The organism is Dictyobacter kobayashii (genome assembly GCF_003967555.1).
Classification (GTDB): domain Bacteria; phylum Chloroflexota; class Ktedonobacteria; order Ktedonobacterales; family Ktedonobacteraceae; genus Dictyobacter; species Dictyobacter kobayashii.
In genome coordinates, this window is the sequence record NZ_BIFS01000002.1 from 831,971 (window position 1) to 852,597 (window position 20,627).

Sequence of the window (20,627 nt, forward strand, 5' to 3'; positions counted from 1 at the left end):
GCTAATCAAACACGTGCGGGCTGCCATTCCAGATAGCCCGCACGTGTTTGGAAGAGCACAGTAATTCTCCTCTCGGCATCTAAAAATTCACATAAGACATTCTTCTAATTTCCTCTGTTTGCTACCTGATATGCAATTATGTAAAGTATGAGTATAATTTCGCAAAGATAAATAACATTATCACATTTCAGAACACCTTTTAACACACCTGATACAATACAGGTGTATGTGTAAATGGTAGTTAAAGAAGGGGTAGGTGGCTGATGCAGAAGAAATATAGAATAATCCTCATTGCCTTCATCGTATTATGCTACATTGCAAGTAATGTGCTAAATAGCGCACAAGTACACGCAGCCAATGGTAAACCAGAGGTGCGCACCTTAGACCCAATCATTGACCAGGTAACCCAACAGGTCCTACTCAATATTGGTACGAATGGCTTTAATCCCAACGCAAAAACGAAAACACTAACCACCGGTGGACTGTATGTCAACTGGATGATGAATGATCCGACCCAGGTCAATAAAGTTAATCCCAGCAGCAACGACGATCCACCCACCAGTCATGACATTCAAACAGACCTGTTCTATCTCAATACCCTGGCAGAATACAAGTATCTGCATCCTGGTGACACACGTTTCGACCAGGACATACAGAAAATTTCGCCTATCGTCCACTATGAATTTTTCAATTACAGCATTCCCAAGGGGTGGGTATACTTTTATCTGCTACGCGATGGACTGCTCTTAAACGATACCGCGCTTGTCTCTGAAGCCAATATGGCGGCCAGCAACTACTATAACCACTGGTATGATACGAGCATTAACCTGCTCTACAATAAGACACATACTCCTGGCATATATAGCGTCGAGCATTCAATCACTGCCGGCGTAGCCTTGATGGATGCAGGGAAACGCTGGAATCAACCCACCTGGTACCAGGCGGGCAAAGCAACTTTGAATACCGCTATGGCGGCCTCATATAATTTGCAGAGCCACCTCTTTTATAACAACATGCTGGTTAACAGCGACGGTACCGAGGTCGTGCTCAATGATCAGGCCAAGGCCAGTACCCAGGGCAGTGTGGTCGAGGCACTGGCGGTCGCATATACGCTGGAGCACAACCAGCAATATCTGGATGTAGCAAGTCAGGTACTGCAAAGCATGTTTGTCAGTAGTGGATTATGGGACCAGGCGAATGGTGGTCTCTACTTCGCCGTAGATTTGAACAGTAATAAGCTGGAACAGAAATATAAAGAGACCCGAGCACAGGCCCATGCCTTAATTGGCCTCTATCGCTACAACCAGGTCATGAAAGCGTTTGGCAGACCGCAGATATTCCTGGATAAGGAACAGCAACTCGTAGCTTTGTTAACAAACAAGTTCTATGAGCCAAACTATCATGGCTACTTCTACCGGGTGACCCCCAACTTCCAGATCTTCAGCTCAAAAGATGCCAATGGGAACCCGCAGTTAGAAAACTACTTCACCACCGAAGCCATGGGACTGGCAGTAGATGCCATTCAACAAACAGAGATACCCCACCTCTCTTTTTAGTCCGCTACATGCTGGACAATAAAAAGATCGGCCTCTATTCCCTCGCTAAGAGGAATAGAGGCCGATCTTTTTATTGTCCAGGCTTAGAGTTTTTTGACACCATCCTGCTGGAAAAACCCGATCACACCCATCACAAAACCGATTACTACCAGGAAAGCCTCAATGCCGGGAAATAATTTCAAAATAAAAGGAGGATTGCTGGCCGACATATTAAAAAGCGCTTGCGAAAGGCTGGTGGCCAGACACACTGCCAGCAGCATTAGTAAGATGCCCATCAGCATTAGCTTGGTTGATTTCATAGGTAAAACAGACCTTTCTAATAAAGCATGCCATGGATAATAGCAATAAAAATAGACTATACGCAGTGAGGTGCTCCGAAGGCAAATATACTCACCTACACATATAACAACTCTTATGGGGGTATGTTCAATACTGAGATGAACCATTCGTGCTAGTGGTGGTTAGCCATTCTGTCGTGGTGAGAGATTAAACCCTCTATTTAATGAATATAATTGATATATATATTTAAATTCATATTCAAGCTCCAGGCAGCTACAATATATAAATGCATATAAAGGATAAAGAGAGATGAAATCAATAAATAGCATTTTCCCGAAATTTCTGTTTATTGCCCCGAAAAGAAGAATATGATATATTTCACCTAGATCATCGATTGCTTGAGAGGAGAGCTAGAGAAATGGCGCTGGATAACGACGAACGGAGCCAACAGAATGCGGCGCTCAAACGCCATGGCTATCGTTGGGCCAAAGAAAATAATCAATGGATATTAAAAGATCCACAGGGAAAAACAACCACGCCAGAAAAGGCTATACAGGCAATAAATAACAGGAAAGCACTGCCTCCCATGTCTACTGCTCCCTCAGCGCCTCCTGCCAGTCCAATTGAGCGACCTGCCGTGCTACGCTGGGCCCAACAAATTGTCAGGCGCAGACCTCTGATCCTCTCCATCAAAACCGCCACGCTAGCTACTATTGATGAAATTGTTGAGCTAGCCATTGTAGATATCTACGGGCAGATAATCTTTAATTCACTCATCAAACCTGGACAGCCAATCACGTCTATTAGTGGAGATGTACAGGGCATTGTAACTAACCAGCTGACGCAGGCCCCCAGCTTTCCAGATATCTGGCCCCAGATCTATCCTTTATTGATTCAAAACGAGCTGATTATTTATGATGCGGCCTTCTATCTGCGCAGCTTGCGCCAGGCGGCGGCTCGCTATCAACTGGCGCTGCCAGCCATCGTCTCGCACTGCATGATGACCAAGTATGCATTATATGCGGGGGAAAAAATCTCGGAACGCGAATATAAGATTTATGATCTCAATGAGGCATGCGCTGAATTTGGGATTGGGATCGGGAACCAGCAGGCCAGCGAAAACGCAGAAGCAGTCAGGCAATTGCTGCTGGTATTGGCGAATGTGACAGACTAATTATAGGCCAGGGAAATATTTTAAATATAAAGAAATAAAAACGGACATTCCGGCAACGCGTAAACATCCTATTTTCAGGTCACCGGGATGCCATAACGTAGATTACAGGTTACGAAAAAAGATGCCTGGATACTAACTGGGGGGCGGCTCCTCCTTTTTGCGCTTCCCAAACAATCCACCCAGGATACCACTGGCGCTATTCACAATGCCGCCTAGCCGGCCCTCTGCCTCTTTTTCCAGGTTGTTTAGTACTCCTGAAGCAGCTTCTTTGGCATGACCAACATATTGCTCTGCACCTGGAATCTTAGATGCGAACTGATCAATGGCTTGATCGATTTTCTGCTCAGCCGCCTCACGGGCAGCCTGGAATTGTTCTGGATTCGTTGGTTGGGCATTAACATCTTGTGGTCTGTTTTCTTGCTCTGGCATGGTTCTGAAACCTCCATTGGCCATGATTATCTCAGCAAATATAAAACCGAAATAACCTGTACAAAGAACTTCAGCTATTTTTTCAAGCCCTAAAGATAACATATATGATAATCGATTTCCCTGTCAAGGGTAATTCTTTATATACCAGAGTTTATATTTTCACCTGTGCCGCCGTTGCAGCACAGGTGAAAATATAAACTCTGGTATATAGGGACTATCCGAGGATCTTTCGCTTAGATTCGTATTCATTTCGAATTGTTGTGTTTTTTATTTCGTTTTGAGTTTGTTTTACATCTTATATGAAGATGAAGTGAAATTTTATTAAAAGCAAAAAATTGTGTAAGAAATGTGTTAAAACCATACGCTCAAAATCGTCATATATAGCATGTAACCCGGTTGCCTGACTAAGAGAGTTTGTCTATTACCTCAAAGGAGAAGGCATTGACCAACAATCTTCAGCGCAATTTAGCACGTCGGCTAAGTCGGCGGACTGCATTGAAAACAATAGGGTTAGGGACAACGGCACTGACGCTCTCTGGCTGCGGCGTCATTCTAGGAGCCCCCTCACCCAGTCTTTCTGCGCAAGGTAAAGAGGCTGCGCAGGGACGAAAAACTGTTATCGAGCTCTACAATGTGTTCAGTGGGGCCGATAACGATCATTGGGTCAACCTGGCCCGCAAATTTGAAGAATCTCAATCCGAGATTGGTGTAAAGATCACTTATGCACCAGCCGGCGGTGGTGGCGGCGGTGATAATCCTAAGTTGCTGACAGCAATCGCTGGTGGTACTCCACCCGACCTGGCACAGCTCACGCCGTTCAGTACCCCTCAATGGGCTGCCCTGGGCGTGATGACCGACCTGACCCCTTATATCAAGGCCGCAGGCGTTACCGGAGATGATTTCTGGCCTGCCGCCTGGAATGATATGAACTGGCAGGGAAAGGTCTGGCAGGTACAGTGGGATGCCGATGCTAATTTCCCCTTCTTCTGGAACAAGCAGATCTTTGAGCAGGTCGGACTCGATCCGGAAAAGGGTCCCCAGACCATTGATGAGGTCAATGAATTTTCACAGAAGATCAATAAGACCACCAATGGCAATGTGTCACGTATCGGCATGGTGCCCTGGGATACCTATGGAGCCAGCAATTCCCTTTTCACCTGGGGTTGGGCCTTTGGAGGGGAATTCTACGATCGGCAGAAACAGGTTGTTACCCCTGATGATGAGTACATTGTTAAAGCATTGGAATGGATCGTGCAATATGCTAAAAATGTCGGGGGCGCTGACCGGGTAGCGGTTAGTCCACCAAATCTGCAATTGCATCCATTCTCGACTGGCAATATCGGTATGGCCGCCCTTGTAGCGACCAATTATCGCGACATCGTCAAAGCCCTCCCCAACATGAAAATCGGAGCCGGTCTCCTACCATCACAGGGCCCAGGAGCCACACAACCAGGAGCCGGAGGCTGGTTGGGCGGCTGGAGCCTCTTTATCCCGACTGGCGCGAAAAATCCCGATGCCGCCTGGGAATTTATCAAGTGGGTAAGCATCAGCGATGAAGGTACCAAGGCCCAATGGGACACTGTGGGCTTTCCACCAGCGTACAATAAAGCGCCAGTACTACAAGAAATCAAGAACGATCCTATTATGGCTCCGTTCTATACCACTCTAGTCAACGCCAAACATTCCCGACCCTCGATTCCAGTGGGCTCATTCTATGCTGGAATACTCAACGATATGGTTGGCAATGCTGTATATGGCAAGATGACTCCCTTAGAGGCCCTAAAGGCAGTCAAGCAGCGTACTACAAAAGAGTGGGATGATTTCAACCGCGAGCATGGTCTGTAAACAACGCACAGATAGAGCACAACAAGGAGGTTCTGGTGTCTACAGTAAATGTGCCACGTGCCCAGAAAAGACAATGGAGTCCCCAAAAGCGCCGAAATTTCTTATGGGGCCTCTTCTTCACCTCACCGGCCATTATTGGCCTCCTCTTATTTACCGCTTATCCGCTGATCATGTCTTTTTACTATAGCTTCACCTCGTACTCGATGTTTGGCCCATATAAATTTATTGGCCTGACTAACTATACCGATCTGTTCGCAGACGACAACTGGTGGAGCTCACTCTACAATACTGTCTACATTATCATCTTTTCAGTGCCGCTGGGCATAATCGTTGCACTATCGCTGGCACTACTACTCAATATCAAAACCAGAGGCATCGCCATTTACCGCACAATCTTTTATCTACCGAGTATTGTGCCAATCGTAGCCTCGGCTGTTGTTTTCGGTTATGTGTTTAATCCTCAGTACGGGATCCTCAATAATATCTTAAACCTGTTCGGTATTACAGGGCCCGGTTGGCTATCCAGTCCCGACTGGTCTAAGCCAGCGCTGATCCTGCTCAGCCTCTGGGGAGTCGGAAACCTGATGATCATCTTGCTCGCCGGACTACAGGATGTGCCACGCGATCTACAGGACGCCGCGCAGGTCGATGGAGCGACCGCCTGGAATCGCTTCCGGCATGTGACCTTACCATTCCTCAGCCCGCACCTGTTCTTCGCGCTGGTCACAGGACTGATTGCCGGCTTTCAATACTTTGCCCCGGCTTTTGTGCTCACCAATGGCAATGGTGATCCCGCAGGTTCAACCCTGATTGCCGCCCTATACCTCTATCAGAATGCCTTCCGCTACTTTAAAGTGGGCTATGCCAACGCCATGGGTTGGGTCCTCTTCATCATCATTCTGCTCTGTACTGCAATTACCTTCCGTGTGGTTGCTAAGCGCGTCTATTATGGAGGAGCATAAATTATGGCCGTTCAAGAAAACCTCTATCCAGAAGATTTAGAAATTGTCCGACCAGCAGCAACGCAAGGAGATGAAACGAACCGCAAGCTTAAGCCCAGGACCCAGATACTGGCACATATCGCCTTGATCGTGTTGAGTATTATCTTCATCATTCCATTTTTCTGGATGGTGACAGGCTCACTGAAGATCAATGCGCAGCTAAGCGCCTTCCCGATTGTCTGGTTCCCAGACCCAATTACGCTGGAACACTATATCTACGGACTGCAGGCGGTACCCTTCGGGCTTTATGTGCTCAACACCCTGATCATCTGCCTGTTCGCCGTCATCGGAGCGGTCTTCTCCTGCTCTTTCGTGGCCTATGGATTGGCCAAGATCGATTGGCCACTGCGCACACCGCTGTTTATAATCATCCTGGCCACCACCATGATTCCTTTTTATATAACCATGGTACCCCTCTTCACGCTGTTCAAAGCCTGGGGCTGGGTCAATACCTACCTGCCATTGATCGTACCCACCTATTGTGGCATCCCCATCTATATCTTCCTGCTGCGCCAGTTCTTTATGACTATTCCCAAAGAATTGTCGGAAGCGGCACGCATTGACGGGGCAAACGAGCTGGCCATCTACTGGCAATTGATCCTGCCACTATCTAAACCAGCCCTGGCCACGGTCGCGCTCTTTCAGTTCCTGGGATCATGGAGCGACTTCCTGGGACCCTTGATCTATCTCAGTGACTCGCAACACTACACCATTTCCCTGGGCCTCTCCTTCTTCCAGGGTCAGTACAGCACTGAATTTGGTGCGCTGATGGCGGCCAGTACCGTCATGTTAATTCCTGTACTTGTATTATTCTTCTTTGCTCAGAAGACCTTTATCCAGGGCATCACACTTACAGGCGTTAAAGGCTAGCCACGACAAAGCAACCGGGTAAACAGAAAGGCCATCGCTAAACGAGCTCAGCGACGGCCTTTTTGAATAGAGACAGAGTTCTACAATATTCTGCTAGTTCTGGGGAATGACGCAATTGTCACCTTCACAATAACCGCTATCAGTACCCGCGCTACCAACTTTGATCAAAGGATGTGACTCGGCCCAGGCCTGATCTAACACCTGTTTGAAAACCTCGGTTGGCTGGGCGCCAGAAACACCATACTTCTCGTCAATCGCAAAGAATGGTACACCTTGAATGCCAAACATACGGGCACGCTCAATGTCTGCTTCAAACTCATCAGTATAGGTGTTGCCAGCCAGGACAGAACGTGCCTCTTCAGGATCGATACCAACTTCAGCAGCCAGCTTTACCAGCGTCTCTGTATCACCGACCGAAGCGCCCTCGGTAAAATATGCCTTCAGCAGACGCTCTTTCGCGGCATCCTGCAAATTATGGTGGGCGGCCAGGTGGATCAAGCGATGAGCATCAAAAGTATTGCTATGGCGAATATCTTCCATATGATAATCCAGGCCCACTTCAGCGGCCAGCGTACTCACACGCTCATTCATAGCCGCAGCCTGCTGTACACTGACACCATATTTCTGTGCCAGCACATCTGCCATTTTAGTATCAGAAGTGCGTGGAGCCGAAGGATCGAGCTGATAGCTACGCCAGATCACCTCAACCTGATCTTTATGCTTAAACTCGGCCAGAGCGGCCTCAAAACGGCGTTTACCAATATAACACCAGGGACAGGCCACATCGGACCAGATTTCTACTTTCATATGCGCCTCCTTTTCTGATTATCAGAACAATGAAAGCAGGCATTTTATTCTCATATCAATAGATATAGACAATATTCATATTTATTGATGCTTGATCAATGAGGGGGTAATAGCGGACAGGGCAGGGCAGCCAGAGAGGGCCATGGCATATTGTAATTCTTCACGCAAGATATCAAAGACATGGGTGACCCCTTGAGCGCCAGCGACCGCCAGTCCCCAGAGCATGGGACGACCGACCAGGACCGCGCGAGCGCCCAACGCCAGGGCCTTGAAGACGTCTGTTCCGCTACGAATGCCGCCATCCAGATAAACTTCAACACGGCCCTGTACAGCGAGCACAACTTCAGGTAAGGCCAGAACGCTGGGTAGCGCGGCATCCAATTGTCGACCACCATGGTTGGAGACGATAATACCAGCGACACCGTGCTGCACAGCCAATTCAGCATCTTCTGCCGTCAAAATACCCTTGGCCAATAATGGCAAATCCGTGATGGTGCGCAGCCAGTCAAAGATGTCCCAACCCATTTCGCTATCAACCGTATCATCCTGCTCAGCGCTAAAATTAGCTTTGGCGATATGCTCAGGAAAGCTATAGTTCTTACGCGCAAAACGTTCTTTGCGTCCATAATAGGGAGTGTCAAGTGTGACAACAATGGCTCGATAACCTGCCTGCTCGGCCCGGCGAACCAGCTGTTCAGATAAGACACGCTCCTTGTACATGTATAGTTGGAACCACAAAGGACCACTGGTGGCTGAGGCGATCTCTTCTAAACTCGTAGTGGCGCTAGAGCTAGCGACGTAGAGGGTCTGTGCCAGGCCCGTGCCCCTCGCGGAGGCGGCTTCACCAGCGGGATGCAGTAACTTCTGAAAGCCCGTAGGAGCAGCCATAACAGGCAGACTGATCGGTGTGCCCAATACAGTCGTCCCCATATCACAGCCAGCGGTCGGAACCAAAACTCTAGGGCGCAACCAGAACTGCTCAAACGCGGCCACATTTCCACGCAACGTCTGCTCTCTACCAGTACCGCTTGCAATATAACACCACGCAGCCTCATCCACTCTGCTACGAGCCAATTCCTCATACTGACTAACCTGGACAATTGTCTCCATAGCTCAAAAAACCTTTTCTAATAAGTCATGATTTATTTATGATAAAAACTTATCAGTACGCTATTTTATCCAATAGCTTAGCTATAAGTCAATCATAAAGATTATTATAAATACTACTACAATCTAACACTCCTGTATAAATATTTTTATGCGTAATATTCAAACACCAAATACTCATTTCAGGGCTTGCTGCATAAGCAGGAAGCAAGTATGATAAAAAGAAATTTCTCTATGAAAATTATGTTTTTTTCTAAAAGGATATAAGAAAAATAATCTGCATTGTCCGCGTTGGTAAGTCAAAGTTGACAGGTATGACAATCCATTGTCAGGATTGGCAAGTATGATAGCCCTACTATCAAAGTTGACAGGTAAAGCTGGACATATATGTCAGAATATACGATAAATGACAAATATGTCATAATATATTATGAATATACATTAATGTCATATATGTCACAAAAAATCTATTTTCAGCTCAAAATGACAGATGTGTCACAGTAAATTGTGAATAAATATTAACATTATCTTGACTCAAAGATTCGAATTCGAAATAGTATCTTGATACTATTTACAATTAAAATTAATTCACGAATTCGAATTCGAAATGACATCCATTAAAAAATGAAAACATGAATGACAAACATGTCAATGACCAGGAAAACCAAAGCGACAAGAACAGCGAAAACCCCGTAGGTGAAACCGTTGAAACCGTTGAAACCGTTGAAACCGTAGGTGCGACCCTCAGCGGTCGCTTGCTCCACCGGTAGTGGAGCCCGGTATCATCGCCGCTCGGCCCCTTACCTCTGACACCTCGGTCCCCGCGGTGCCCAAAAGCATGGTCCGCTTTTGGGCACCGCGGGGAGAAAGGGATGATACCACGAGGTACTCAATCGCTGGGATACTGGGCCACCGCTCTGCGGAGGGTGGCAAGCGACCGCTGAGGGTCGCACCTACGGTTTCAACGGTTTCACCTACGGGTTTTCGCGTTTCGTGTTGGGGGACCGCTTTATCCGTGGGTGCCTTTTTGTTTCCTTAAGGTTGCTTGTTCCGAAATGAGTGGTTTTGGCCGCGAGGATAGTGGTTTTGGGATACACATTGAACTGGTAGCAGTCAAAAATATCTACAGATAAACATGTGTGTCTTCTAAGTGGTAGTAGTCTAATAACAGAAGTCATTCAAATTTGTTGTATTACAAATTTGGAGTATTTCGCAGTAAGTTCGAACATTTCATAATAATTTCGAACATTTTCGAACGTCCCTTATGACGTTCTAAGGAGGATTTACTATGGCTACAGCCGAATCACTCAATATCGAGAAACATTTGAAAAATATGCATTTCCCAGCCAAGCGCGAGGAAATCGTTGCTCATGCACGCCAGCAGGGTGCGGACGAGCAGGTTTGCAATGCTTTGCGCCAGTTGCCTGCTCAGCAGCAGTTCAACTCGGTTAGCGAGGTCAGCAAGACCCTCAATTCTGGTTCAAGCGACCAGAACAAATCTCAGGCTGGCGGCAAACGCGATTTCTAGCCCTCAGCACACAAGTAAGTACGGGAGAAGATGGTCTTAAGCCGCCTTCTCCCGTACTTACTTGTGTGCTGGGAAGATTATAGGGGTACTCAGGATCGTTGCCTGACTGGCAATGTTTAAGAAAAAATGTCCTCTTTAAATTTTCCGCGGTAAAAATATGCTAATCTTTTTAAAATATTAATTGCATGAATATGAAATTGAAGCATCTAAAGTATTGAAAATTATGATTTTTTTATGCTATGATCTTCTGGTAAGAAAGTGAATTGCTTGATAATGGAGTTTCGAAAGCGATAATACAGAAGGAGCTATTTATTATGTCTTTTGTTGCTTTCACCGGTAATAGTGATTATTGTTTTGCTAATAGCTTACATATGAGCTTACTGGCGGCCAGGGCAGATAAGCAAGATCTACCAGAGCCCGGTTTTCTGGAGTGCTTAACAACAATGCCTTTTGGCAAGATGTATCTACAACTGGATAATGGTGGACTAGCCTTCTTTAATAGTGCCGAAATGGATCCAGATAATGGGCTAACGCTGGCCATACGTGCGTTAGGGTGGAGCTGCCGTGAGCAACGAGGAGGACCCTCTCACCTGGCACTGACCCGCCTGAGGGAAGCGGTCAAGCAGGCACCAGCACTGGTTGGACCTGTTGACGTAGGCTATCTCACATATAACCCCTCACACACCTACCTGGGAGGAACCGATCACTTTATTATGGTCATGGCCATTGAAGATGATCATGTACTTATCCACGATCCCTGGAAGTATCCTTATGCTCGCCTCTCAATCCCAGAATTCATGAAAGCCTGGCACGCCGATAAAATTGATTATAAGCAAGGTCCCTACACATTTCGGGCCCATTTCCAGTTGCAAGAAAAGCTTACGCGCCAGGAAATGATCCAACGTGTCCTGCCAACCATACGAGAAAATCTCAGGTTAGAATTAGATGGTCCGCAGGTATACAATGGTGTGGCGGCATTGCGCATGCTGGCCGAACAGTTACGAGCACCACACAGGCCAAAAGAGCTACAGGACATGTTGACCGCATTTGTTTTTCCGCTGGCTGGAAAACGCTCACTGGATGCGGCAGCGTTTCTCAGCGAAGCTAATCTCCCTGAAGGGGCACGAGCGATGGAACAACAGGCGCTCCTGGTAGGCCATGCCCAGTATCTGGGAATCCACAAACGCTGGCCGGAAGTGGCTGGCATCATAGACCAACTGCTCACCAGCGAGCAGCAGTTAATCGAGGCACTGGCATAGACTTGCCATTTAACCACTAAAATTCATATGCTATGTAGTAATAAGATCTATATACTACAGTGAGCAGGAGAAAATAGAGCAATGCCAGAAATCGATGGCGATCACGTCTTTGGTTTTGATACGCTGGCCCTGCATGCTGGGCAACGGCCTGATCCAACCACGGGCGCCCAGGCAGTACCAATCTATCAGACAACTTCATATATCTTTGATGATACCGATCATGCCGCCCATCTCTTTGCGCTACAACGCTTTGGGAATATCTATACACGCATTATGAATCCTACCACTGCCGCCTTTGAGGAGCGCATTGCCGCCCTGGAAGGTGGCACAGGCGCGGTGGCGACCGCGTCGGGAATGGCAGCCCAGATGGCCGTGATGATGACGCTACTACGGCCAGGCGATGAACTGGTGGCGGCCAGCAATCTCTATGGTGGTACGCACACGCAGTTTGATCTGACCCTGCGCACCTGGGGTATCAATACCATTTTTGTGGATAGTACCGATCCAGAAAACTTTCGACGCGCGCTCACGCCGAAGACGCGCGCCTTCTATGGAGAGACCATCGGCAATCCTGGCGGCGATGTGCTGGATATACGGACCATCGCGGATATCGCCCACGAAGCTGGTGTGCCACTGATCATCGACAATACCTTTGCCACGCCTTACCTCTGCCGTCCCTTTGAGCATGGAGCAGACATTGTGGTGCACTCCGCCACCAAATTCATCGGCGGCCATGGCACATCCATCGGCGGCGTCTTAATCGAAAATGGGAAGTTCCCCTGGGACAATGGGAAGTTCGCCCATATCGTTGACCCATCGCCCGGCTACCACGGTGTACGCTTCTACGAGACCTTTGGTGATTTCTGTTTTGTGATGAAGGCCCGCGTCGAAACGGTACGCGATACCGGCCCCAGTCTGAGTCCTTTCAACTCATTTCTGCTACTCCAGGGCTTAGAGACGCTCTCACTACGCATGGATCGTCACTGTCAGAATGCGCTGCAGGTTGCCAGATTCTTGCAAGAACATCCAGCCGTGAGCTGGGTACGCTATTCAGGTCTGCCTGAGGACCGCTCCCATGAACTGGCCAAACACTATCTGCCCCGTGGTGGGGGCGCTATCTTCACCTTTGGCGTCAAAGGCGGCTATGAGGCTGGCAAGGCTGTGATCAATAACGTCAGGCTCTTTGCACACCTGGCCAACGTTGGCGATGCGCGCAGCCTGATCATCCATCCAGCCAGCACTACTCATCAACAGCTATCGGAAGAAGATTTGCTTGCCGGTGGCGTGACGCCCGACCTGATTCGCCTCTCAATTGGCCTGGAAAACATCGAAGATATCCTCTGGGATCTGGACCAGGCGCTGGGCAAAGCTACAGCAAACGTACAGAAAAACAGGGACACAGAGAAAGGGGCAGAATAATGGCTGAAAACACAGCACAGGCGCTCACACCCGATATGTACGACCGCTTAAAGCTACTGAAGCAGTATAAACATATCGCCATCGTGGGACTATCGGCCGATCCTTATCGGCCCAGCCACTTTGTCGCCATCTATCTGCAGGCCGAGGGCTACGACATCATCCCGATCAATCCACGCTATGCCGGCAAAACCATCCTGGGCAAGCGTGTCTATGCCTCCTTAAGTGAGGCCAGGGCCGCCGGGGAGCAGATCGAGATCGTCGATATCTTCCGCAAAGCAGAAGATACGCCGCCCTTTGTGGCCGAGGCCGTCAAGATTGGAGCAAAAGTACTCTGGCTTCAGCTAGGAGTGCGCAACGAAGAGACTGGCAAGCAGGCGCGTGAGGCTGGCCTGGTCTTTGTGCAGGATCGCTGTGTCAAGATGGAGCACGCCCGCTTCTTCGGTGGCCTGCATACCATCGGACTCAACACCGGCGTGATCTTATCGCGTAAACTCTAAGGCAAGGGGATATTATGGCAGACGAGACAAATTATTTGATGCCCGATGCAATAATAAAGATCCTGGGAGATTATAAGCATATCGCGGTGGTCGGGCTATCGGCGAAACCGCGCCGACCAAGTCGGGACGTGTCGGCTTATATGCAAGAAGCTGGCTATGATATTATTCCTATTAATCCCCTGTATGCAGGTCAGCAGATTCTGGGGCAACGTGTCTATGCGACGCTGGCGGATGCCAGAGCGGCTGGCAAGCAGATCGAGATCGTCAACGTGTTTCGGCGCCCTGAACAGACGCCTCCCTTTGCGGATGAGGCTGCCAGTGTGGGCGCTAAAGCGCTCTGGTTACAATTGGGTATTGCCAACACAGAGACCAGACGGCGAGCACAGGCTGCCGGACTCATCTATATCGAGGATAAGTGTATTAAAGTTGAGCATGCCCGCTTCTTTGGTGGCTCCGCCTTCGTTTAACCGCTAGCGCGCAGTTGCTAAATATTCAATGAGGAAAGGAATCCTGGATGCTTTATCAAAATGCTGAACTCTATAATGTGCAGGAATTGGTGCCAGTCGAGCAAGGAGAAGGCTGGCAGCTCAGTCGCGTACCAGATGCCGTGCGCAGAAATCTGAATGAAGCAGCACAGCAGACGGCATTCAATGGTTCAGGCTGCGAGATTCGTTTCAATTTGCGTGGTGAACAGGCGCGTATCTTGCTGCGGCGTGAGCCGGGCGCGGCAACCATCGGACTGTTAGAAGTCTATCATGGACCATTTTCCGGTCAGTATACAGAGACACCCAGATACATCGGGCAGGACATAGTAGAAATCATGCTCACACGACAACAGGATACACTACCTCAACTCAAGCAGCTCTACACCTCAGCGGGACATGCTGGCTTTGATCCCGCATTGATACGCATTATTTTACCCTATGATTGGTCCAACAGATTGATCGCAATCGAAGGAGATATCGAGCCGCCACGGCCAGAGCAGGTACCAGCCAGGAAATATCTGGCCTATGGTTCATCTATTACGCATGGGGGCAACTCGTCAACGCCTACAGGGAGCTACGCCATGCGTACGGCCCGCATACTGAATGCCGACCTGACCAACCTTGGCTTCGCGGGCAGTGCCCATATGGATGAAGCACTGGCAGAATACATTGCCCAACTGGGAACATGGGATATCGCCACCCTGGAAATGGGCATCAACGTAATCGGTACCTGGAGTACAGAAGATTTTAAAGCGCGCACAGAAGCGTTTGTCACCCGCATCGCACAACAGAACCAGGACAAATGGATCTTCTGTATCGATCTCTTCACCATGAATATGGACATCATCCATGATCCCAGGGTCAACGCGTACAGACAAGCCGTCAAAGAAGTAGTTGAGCGTTTGCGGCTGCCCAGGCTGATCTATCTACCCGGTAACGAGCTCCTCACAACCGCAGGGCTGTCAATAGACCTGGTCCATCCCTCAGATCTAGGAATGGAGATCATTGCCAACCGGCTGGCGCAAAAGATTAATCAATATATACAAAAATAAAGCTACACAATGGCTACCGGCCCGTTAACGGCCAGTAGCCAGATCCATTAGAGGAGTAATTGATTAGCGATGGGAACAAGTGCAATACCTCAGGGGTAAGAAAAGATTTCAGCGCTGAACGGCTTAAAAGAAGCCTATTTTGATGTCGCCCTCGTGATAAAACTCAATTACATAACCGACCACAGGGCTGAAAAGCCAGGTATCAAAGCTGACGGCGGTCACATCATCCAGATGTTCCAATATCTGCGGCAACCGGCTCTCCACACTGGGAACGGTCGCATTATCCCAGATGATATATACAGGGGCCTGCAGGTTTTTTTGTGCTCGCTGCAGGCCAGGAATGATTTCAGCTATATTTTCAATATCCAGTTGTGACGCAATCTGCGACCAATCAATTCTGCCCCAATTAGTAAATGGGAAGCGTAACATAAATTGATTAACCATGGTGGCCGTTTGCTCTTTAGATAATGGCCGCGCATCCTGACCAATAGAGCGCAAACACGCTTCAACTTGTGACATCCTGTACTCCTCTCAACAATAAAGCATGTAACAGATTAGATCAGTAGTATTCATCAGTTAAACGCGATTGATATCAGCTTTCGGTTGATTACCTGATCAGTGAAGAAGCGGCAACAACTCTTGCTATGGTACATACTAATAGAAGATCATTGAAAGATGAACACAGCAATAAATAATAGATGGCAACGAACTGATTGGAAAGTATTGTTAATCGGGGGCTCCTCAGGTAGCGGCAAAACTGAAGTGGCGCGCCAGTTAGGGCTACGTCTAGGCCTGCCCTGGCTGCAGGTCGATGATCTACGCCTGGCCTTCCAGCATAGCCAGGTAGCTCTGCCGCAACAACAGGCGACGCGCGACCTCTATTTTTTCGCCGAGACCTCCCATATCTGGCAGTTAGCGGCAGAAACATTATGTGATGGCCTGATCGCCAGCAGCCGGGCACTGATCCCGGCGCTTGAAATCGTGATTGCCAATCATATCGATACCGACGCACCACTGATTATTGAGGGAGATAATATCCTCCCTGAACTGGTGGAACGCCCGCTATTGCAGCGCTATACTGATAAAGGACAGATACATACGGTTTTCCTGTATGAGAGCGAAGCGGCCAGGCTACAGGCCAATATTGAGGCACGTGCCCGGGAACAGCACATTTCTCAGCGCAAGAACTGCAAACAGAAGCCAACGCCAAGTGGCTGTACAGCCAGTGGTTAATTGCCGCCGCCGCCAGCCTGAAGCAGCCGGTGTTAGAGTCACGTCCCTGGGAGACACTGGCGGAACGCATTATACTTAGTGGTATGTGAGATATACATGAAGTGTGTTTGGGAAAGGAAATAATGATGAGTAAGATCGCCCTGCTCTACGAAGAAGACCAGTCTGAGACCCTGCAATTTGTGCCCTATTTGACTACTTTATTACAACAACACGGTTACGATACATATATTATTAATCTTAGCCGGGAAGAGCATAAACTGAACGATCCTCAACTAAAAGATTGCAAGATGCTGGTAGTCCTGGGCGGAGATGGCTCAATCCTACACGCGGCCCATCTCAACGCGGCTCAGGGTACCCCCATTCTGGGCATCAATTTTGGTCGTGTCGGCTATCTAACCGAGCTGGAACCACAGGAATTAGAGCATGAGCTGCCATATTACCTGGATGGCGACGAATCTGTCTGGATAGATGAACGAGCCATGCTACATGCCACTGTAAAACAAGGAGGGGAACAACAAGAGTTTGTGGCGCTTAACGACATAATGATCGCGCGCGGCACCTGGCCTCGTGGTGTATATGTAAAGACCTGGATAGACAACCAGTATCTTGACACATTCTATGGGGATGGCATCATCCTCGCGACAGCAACGGGCTCAACCGCCTACAACCTCTCTGTAGGAGGTCCGATCATGCATCCCAGGGTCGAAGCCTGTATCCTGACGCCAATTGCGCCTCACCTGGCTGAGAATCGAGCCCTGGTCATTCCCCAACGGTCTATCATCAAGTTTCAAATCGCTACTAATGCTCAGAGCGGCATCTTCTCAGCAGATGGACAATGGAACTGCGAGGTCCAGGATGGCTCGACCGTTATCATTCAAAAAAGCTCTCAGACCACGCGCTTCATTCGACGAAAACCACCTGTGCATTTTTATCAGGTGATTCATAGTCCCCAACAGGTAATCGATGAGCCATCCGCAGGACAACCGGAATAGGAATAGCCAGAGGGCAGCTTAGTGTTGACTTTGTAGGCGAATGCTATGATCTGTTTAGTGTCTTTGAAGGTGTCGGCTCTTGCATTACAGGAGATCATATACAATGGCAGATGAAAAAAATTCAAACGACCAGTCAACTCTATCAGAAAGCTTCAATCATATATCTACATTAATTCAACAAAAACATTATGAAGAGGCTCTGGCAGCCTGTAAACAAGCGCTACAACAAGATCCGGCCAACGCTCAACTCTATCGGATTAAAGGAAGCCTGCTGGCCCGGCGTTTTGATAATCCGGTAGGGGCGCTGGAGGCCTTTGAACAGGCACTACTGCTAAATTCAGACGATGCCAGCACATGGGTCGCGAAAAGTCAGGCCCTCTGGCAATTAAAACTGCATCCAGAAGCCCTGGCCGCCTCAGAACAAGCCATTCTACACGATCCCCAGAATGCCAGGGCTTATTATTATAAGGGGCCAGCCTGCTAGAAATGTATCGCGAGGCTGAGGCCCTGACAGCCCTCGCGCAGGCCATTCAACTAGATCCAGCAGATCCCGATCCGTACTACATGCAAAATAATGTGTTACGCGACCTGGATCGATTTGAAGAGGCACACACAGCCTTTGAAGCAGGCGCGAACGCAGCCCAGCGCAGACGGACACGTGTGATGACGCAATTTCAGCAACGCGTCAATGCAGGTCAACTGGATGGCAATATTGAAATGGGCATTCAACTCTTTCGCGGCGGCGATCCGACAAAGTGGGTGGATGAAAAATATGTCCTCTCAGGTGCAGGTTATGCCAGATTGGAGCGAGAGGATCGGCGGCAGCAACTGGCACGCCATATTACACTGCAGACAATTGAGTCCGATATGTGCTATGCATTGTTTACGCTGGCCAGCACAAACTTTCCACAGTTAGTCGAACATCCCCATAAACAAGCCTGGGATACCGCCACCCTCGAATGCAGCATATATCTGAGTGTGGACGATCAACTTACCGCCCTGATGTTCGAAGTTCATGAACAAGAAATTGAACAGGGGATACCACCAATTGTGGAAGCGATCAAGCATTTTCGCACGCTTGAAGCAGGGCAACGCTAAACTTTCTAGTAGCGGTAACAGAGCGCCAGCAGCACTGCTTGCATTTTCTCTTGAAGAGCTTGTATAGTATAAAATCATACACGCGATTTAAGGATGTATTTATGCATAGCATTACTGGCCTGTTCGTTTTGTCTTCCCTCAGCCTGACAGCTCTGTGGGATGGATCATCCAGATTGATCGTTTCGGCCCTGGCCCTGCTGGTCGGCTTTAGCGGCGCCTGCTGGATTGCTTACCGAAAAAGGAATGTGGCGCCATGGCATAGTAATGCCTGGCTACTCCTACCTACAGCAGTCCTCTTTATCAGCCCTGTGGTGCTATTCCATATTCCCCTCGTATTCTTGCTGCCACTCTACCTGACACTGCTTGTCGGGGTCTACTTCATGAGCAAACGGTCGGCTCAGCTCTGGTACCGCAACCCTTTGCTACTTATTTTACTGATCCTATTAATCGCGGTCCTGTTCAAAGGTACGCTGCTCAAAGTGTTTGTGATTGGAGCTATCGTGCTCGGTAGCCTTAACTTTATCTTCAAAAAACTCTTTTCCCGCTAAAGTGGATAACACAATAAAAAAGCAGATCGAACCAGAGCTTTGCTCTGGTCCGATCTGCTTTTTTATTGAATAGATAGTTTTAATAATCTCAGGCGAACACCTGGAGGTATTCACGCTCGGCTTCCCACATTTCGTCAAAGAGGGAGCTGATCTCGGCGGGCGAGCAGACAGCAGCGGTGAGGGGATCGATCATCAAGGCGTAGCGGGCCGCTTCTTTGTCGCGATTGAGCAGGGCCTCACATACCAGGGTATGAACGCTCATGTGTGCTTTGTTCAAGGCCGCCAGTTGCTCCGGGAGCTTGCCAAAGTGGGTGGGCTGGATACCATTGCGATCGACCAGACAGGCTACTTCGACACAACCATCGGGCAAGTTATCAATCAAGCCGTCGTTGCGCACGTTGCCATAGATAACCTTTGGCTGATGCTGGGTCACGGCCTCAATGATATCTGAGCCATACTCATGACTGCGCTTAAAAGGTAGCTCCTTGGTGCCATCCAGCAGATCTTTGATATATTGCTCGTTATTGGCGCGCCAGGTTGGCCAGTTGTTGGCATAAAAGCCGGTTTCACCCAGATAGCCAGGGCGGCAATATTTCTCGATCAGCTCAGGACGTTTGCGGAAATAGGGCACATATTCCGAAAAGTGGCCACTACTCTCCGTCACAAAGGCTCCCAGGTGCAGCATAATCTCCAGGCGCACAGGATCTTTTTCGTAGATCTCAGACTGCTTCATACGCTCACGCAGACGAGGATACATATCTTCACCATTGTGGCGCAAGACGGTAAACCAGGCATTGTGGTTGATGCCAGCACAGCGCCATTCCAGCTCTTCATACGGCACATCCAGGTAGCCAGCCAGCTGCTTTGAGGTACCCTGCACACTATGGCACAGACCTACCGTCTTCATGGTGGTAGCCGTCAGAGCGGCATAGGTCAGGATAGACATCGGATTAGTGTAGTTCAACACCAGAGCATTGGGACACAATTCCTCAGCGTCATGCAGGATGTCCAACCAGGCAGGACCGGTGCGCAAAGCCTTGAAGATACCACCTGGTCCAATTGTGTCGCCAATACACTGATCGACACCATACTTCATGGGAATATCAAAGTCGTAGCGTACATTCGCCATGCCAGCAACTTCGATAGTATTGATGAGGAAATTGGTGCCGGCCAGCACATCGCGACGATTAGTAGAAGATTCAACCTTCCAGTTACGGCCACTATGCGCCACCAGCTTCTCAGCAATCTGATGGGCCAGTTCCAGGCGGCCAGCATCGATATCCACCAGGGCAAAAGTACCCTCGTTCAGACCATCGATATTCAAAATATCAGTCATGAGCTGGCGTGCAAAGACAGTACTGCCTGCACCCATAAAAGTAATTTTTGTCATCGTTGAAAAACTCCTTGCTCCCACGGAGCCAGTTCACTCCATTGAACATACTCAATAA

At 48.7% G+C, this 20,627-nt stretch carries 22 protein-coding genes; 16 read left to right on the forward strand and 6 right to left on the reverse strand.

Going from position 1 to position 20,627, the window contains the following annotated elements:
* Positions 1–263: 263 nt before the first annotated feature.
* A complete protein-coding gene (locus tag EL645_RS30330) occupies positions 264–1,556 on the forward strand; it encodes an AGE family epimerase/isomerase (RefSeq protein ID WP_126555790.1) in 1,293 nt (430 codons plus the stop codon).
* Between the two features lie 83 nt (positions 1,557–1,639).
* On the opposite strand, the gene EL645_RS30335 is transcribed toward EL645_RS30330, so the two are convergent.
* The gene (locus EL645_RS30335) at positions 1,640–1,855 is read right to left on the reverse strand and encodes a hypothetical protein (protein ID WP_126555793.1); all 216 of its coding nucleotides are present in this window, start codon (positions 1,853–1,855) and stop codon (positions 1,640–1,642) included.
* A 398-nt stretch (positions 1,856–2,253) separates the two neighbouring features.
* On the opposite strand from EL645_RS30335, the gene EL645_RS30340 reads away from it, so the two are divergent.
* Positions 2,254–3,009, forward strand: coding sequence for a 3'-5' exonuclease (locus tag EL645_RS30340; RefSeq protein ID WP_126555796.1), 756 nt, complete (start codon positions 2,254–2,256; stop codon positions 3,007–3,009).
* Positions 3,010–3,141: 132 nt separating this feature from the next.
* Here EL645_RS30340 and EL645_RS30345 read toward each other — a convergent pair whose 3' ends face one another.
* The gene (locus tag EL645_RS30345; RefSeq protein ID WP_126555799.1) at positions 3,142–3,438 is read right to left on the reverse strand and encodes a hypothetical protein; all 297 of its coding nucleotides are present in this window, start codon (positions 3,436–3,438) and stop codon (positions 3,142–3,144) included.
* Between the two features lie 441 nt (positions 3,439–3,879).
* Here EL645_RS30345 and EL645_RS30350 point away from each other — a divergent pair, with 441 nt between their 5' ends.
* Genes EL645_RS30350 through EL645_RS30360 form a run of 3 tightly spaced genes read left to right on the forward strand, consistent with a single transcriptional unit; the run spans position 3,880 to position 7,154 of the window.
* Positions 3,880–5,283 carry an ABC transporter substrate-binding protein gene (locus tag EL645_RS30350; protein WP_126555802.1) on the forward strand — a complete coding sequence of 468 codons (1,404 nt, stop codon included), beginning with the start codon at positions 3,880–3,882 and terminating at the stop codon, positions 5,281–5,283.
* Positions 5,284–5,318: 35 nt separating this feature from the next.
* Positions 5,319–6,245, forward strand: a complete 927-nt coding sequence (locus EL645_RS30355; protein ID WP_246035632.1) for a carbohydrate ABC transporter permease — start codon at positions 5,319–5,321, stop codon at positions 6,243–6,245.
* A gap of 3 nt (positions 6,246–6,248) precedes the next feature.
* Positions 6,249–7,154: a carbohydrate ABC transporter permease gene (locus tag EL645_RS30360; protein WP_126555808.1), complete on the forward strand. Its 906-nt coding sequence runs from the start codon at positions 6,249–6,251 to the stop codon at positions 7,152–7,154.
* Positions 7,155–7,247: 93 nt separating this feature from the next.
* Here EL645_RS30360 and EL645_RS30365 read toward each other — a convergent pair whose 3' ends face one another.
* Together EL645_RS30365 and EL645_RS30370 are read right to left on the reverse strand one after the other, a co-directional pair.
* Positions 7,248–7,961: a DsbA family oxidoreductase gene (locus tag EL645_RS30365; RefSeq protein ID WP_126555811.1), complete on the reverse strand. Its 714-nt coding sequence runs from the start codon at positions 7,959–7,961 to the stop codon at positions 7,248–7,250.
* 81 nt (positions 7,962–8,042) lie between these two features.
* Entirely contained in the window at positions 8,043–9,071 is a 1,029-nt protein-coding gene (locus EL645_RS30370; protein WP_126555814.1) for an alpha-hydroxy acid oxidase, read from the reverse strand.
* A 1,285-nt stretch (positions 9,072–10,356) separates the two neighbouring features.
* Between EL645_RS30370 and EL645_RS30375 the strand changes: the two genes are divergently transcribed.
* The 6 genes from EL645_RS30375 (at position 10,357) to EL645_RS30400 (ending at position 15,308) form a co-directional block, all read left to right on the forward strand.
* On the forward strand, positions 10,357–10,596 hold the full coding sequence (locus EL645_RS30375) for a DUF2795 domain-containing protein (protein ID WP_126555816.1): 240 nt from the start codon (positions 10,357–10,359) through the stop codon (positions 10,594–10,596).
* 314 nt (positions 10,597–10,910) lie between these two features.
* Positions 10,911–11,855 carry a YobF C-terminal domain-containing protein gene (locus EL645_RS30380; protein WP_126555819.1) on the forward strand — a complete coding sequence of 315 codons (945 nt, stop codon included), beginning with the start codon at positions 10,911–10,913 and terminating at the stop codon, positions 11,853–11,855.
* Between the two features lie 81 nt (positions 11,856–11,936).
* On the forward strand, positions 11,937–13,274 hold the full coding sequence (locus tag EL645_RS30385; protein WP_126555822.1) for an O-acetylhomoserine aminocarboxypropyltransferase/cysteine synthase family protein: 1,338 nt from the start codon (positions 11,937–11,939) through the stop codon (positions 13,272–13,274).
* On the forward strand, positions 13,274–13,771 hold the full coding sequence (locus tag EL645_RS30390) for a CoA-binding protein (protein ID WP_174845326.1): 498 nt from the start codon (positions 13,274–13,276) through the stop codon (positions 13,769–13,771). The genes EL645_RS30385 and EL645_RS30390 overlap by 1 nt, the downstream gene beginning before the upstream one ends.
* Before the next feature lie 14 nt (positions 13,772–13,785).
* A complete protein-coding gene (locus EL645_RS30395) occupies positions 13,786–14,238 on the forward strand; it encodes a CoA-binding protein (RefSeq protein ID WP_218032136.1) in 453 nt (150 codons plus the stop codon).
* 47 nt (positions 14,239–14,285) lie between these two features.
* A complete protein-coding gene (locus EL645_RS30400) occupies positions 14,286–15,308 on the forward strand; it encodes an SGNH/GDSL hydrolase family protein (protein WP_126555825.1) in 1,023 nt (340 codons plus the stop codon).
* 123 nt (positions 15,309–15,431) lie between these two features.
* On the opposite strand, the gene EL645_RS30405 is transcribed toward EL645_RS30400, so the two are convergent.
* Positions 15,432–15,827, reverse strand: coding sequence for a CDI toxin immunity protein (locus EL645_RS30405; RefSeq protein WP_126555828.1), 396 nt, complete (start codon positions 15,825–15,827; stop codon positions 15,432–15,434).
* Between the two features lie 156 nt (positions 15,828–15,983).
* Here EL645_RS30405 and EL645_RS30410 point away from each other — a divergent pair, with 156 nt between their 5' ends.
* The 5 genes from EL645_RS30410 to EL645_RS30430 all read left to right on the forward strand — a co-directional run bounded on the left by EL645_RS30410 (position 15,984) and on the right by EL645_RS30430 (position 19,179).
* Positions 15,984–16,541 carry a hypothetical protein gene (locus tag EL645_RS30410; RefSeq protein ID WP_246035633.1) on the forward strand — a complete coding sequence of 186 codons (558 nt, stop codon included), beginning with the start codon at positions 15,984–15,986 and terminating at the stop codon, positions 16,539–16,541.
* Between the two features lie 122 nt (positions 16,542–16,663).
* Positions 16,664–17,533 carry an NAD(+)/NADH kinase gene (locus tag EL645_RS30415; RefSeq protein WP_126555831.1) on the forward strand — a complete coding sequence of 290 codons (870 nt, stop codon included), beginning with the start codon at positions 16,664–16,666 and terminating at the stop codon, positions 17,531–17,533.
* Positions 17,534–17,636: 103 nt separating this feature from the next.
* On the forward strand, positions 17,637–18,017 hold the full coding sequence (locus tag EL645_RS30420) for a tetratricopeptide repeat protein (protein ID WP_126555834.1): 381 nt from the start codon (positions 17,637–17,639) through the stop codon (positions 18,015–18,017).
* 2 nt (positions 18,018–18,019) lie between these two features.
* On the forward strand, positions 18,020–18,631 hold the full coding sequence (locus tag EL645_RS30425) for a hypothetical protein (protein ID WP_126555837.1): 612 nt from the start codon (positions 18,020–18,022) through the stop codon (positions 18,629–18,631).
* A gap of 101 nt (positions 18,632–18,732) precedes the next feature.
* On the forward strand, positions 18,733–19,179 hold the full coding sequence (locus EL645_RS30430) for a hypothetical protein (protein ID WP_126555840.1): 447 nt from the start codon (positions 18,733–18,735) through the stop codon (positions 19,177–19,179).
* A gap of 88 nt (positions 19,180–19,267) precedes the next feature.
* Here EL645_RS30430 and melA read toward each other — a convergent pair whose 3' ends face one another.
* Complete coding sequence (gene melA / locus EL645_RS30435) at positions 19,268–20,569, reverse strand: alpha-galactosidase (protein WP_126555843.1); 1,302 nt, start codon at positions 20,567–20,569, stop codon at positions 19,268–19,270.
* Positions 20,570–20,627: the final 58 nt, after the last annotated feature.